An 889-nucleotide genomic window follows, 5' to 3' on the forward strand; every position below is an offset into this window, starting at 1 on the left:
TGGTCGCTCAGCGCGGGTCTCCGCGAGACGAATCGCGTCTTGCGGGAGCGTATGCCGGTATATCGCGAATCAAGCGCTGATCGGGCGGTTTTCGGGGTCGGAATGTCGGTGGTCCCGGGTTGACTGGGGGTATGAACAGCACCACGGAACTCCTGGATCGGGTCGTGACCGACCTCGATGCGGTGCTGTCCGGTGATGTGCTGGCGGGCCTGGCTGATGCGGAGCGGATGGACGTGCTCCGGGTGGCGGGTGCCGCGTTCCGGCGCATCGAGGCCGTGGTCGTAGAGAACGTCGCGTGTGCGGGCCCGGATTTCGCGCACTCGTTCGGGTGTCGGGGGCAGAACGAACTGCGCCAGCGGGTGCTGTTGACCGATGTTGCCGGGGCGACGCGGGTGGGGAAGGCCGCGGATGCGGTACGCCGTCAGATCAGCGTCAGTTCGGGGGAGCGGCTCCAGGCTCGCTATCCGGCACTCCGGGACGCGATGCTCGACGGGGCGATCGGTGTCGCCGGTCTGCTGGCCGCGGTCGCGCCGATCGACAAGGCTGCGCACAAGGTCGGGCGGGAGACGATGCTGGGTGCGGATGCTGTGCTGGCGGACTATGCCCGCGGGTACCCGTCCGTGTTCGATCTCCCGGATGCGGAAGCAGACACCGATACGGATGCGAGCAACTCTGACGATCCTCCGGGTCCGCCGGCGACGCCGGAGGATATCCGGCAGTACGCGCAGGTGATCGCGTTGGCGATGGACCCGGACGGGCCGGAGCCGTCGGATCGGGGTGCGCAGGATCAACGGTTCTTCACGATCGGGCGGCTCCGCAACGGGCTGCACGCGGTGCGGGGCAACGTGCTCCCCGATGTCGCGGCACAGATACAGGCCGTGTTCGATGG

Annotated in this window: 1 protein-coding gene; it reads left to right on the plus strand. The window is 68.2% G+C overall.

Going from position 1 to position 889, the window contains the following annotated elements; genetic code table 11:
- Positions 1-131 precede the first annotated feature (131 nt).
- Positions 132-889, plus strand: a 758-nt coding sequence (locus tag RS85_RS00015) for a DUF222 domain-containing protein (protein ID WP_046011367.1), incomplete at its 3' end; no start/stop codon positions are given.

Origin of the sequence: Microbacterium sp. SA39, assembly GCF_000967865.1 — a bacterium.
GTDB lineage: Bacteria > Actinomycetota > Actinomycetes > Actinomycetales > Microbacteriaceae > Microbacterium.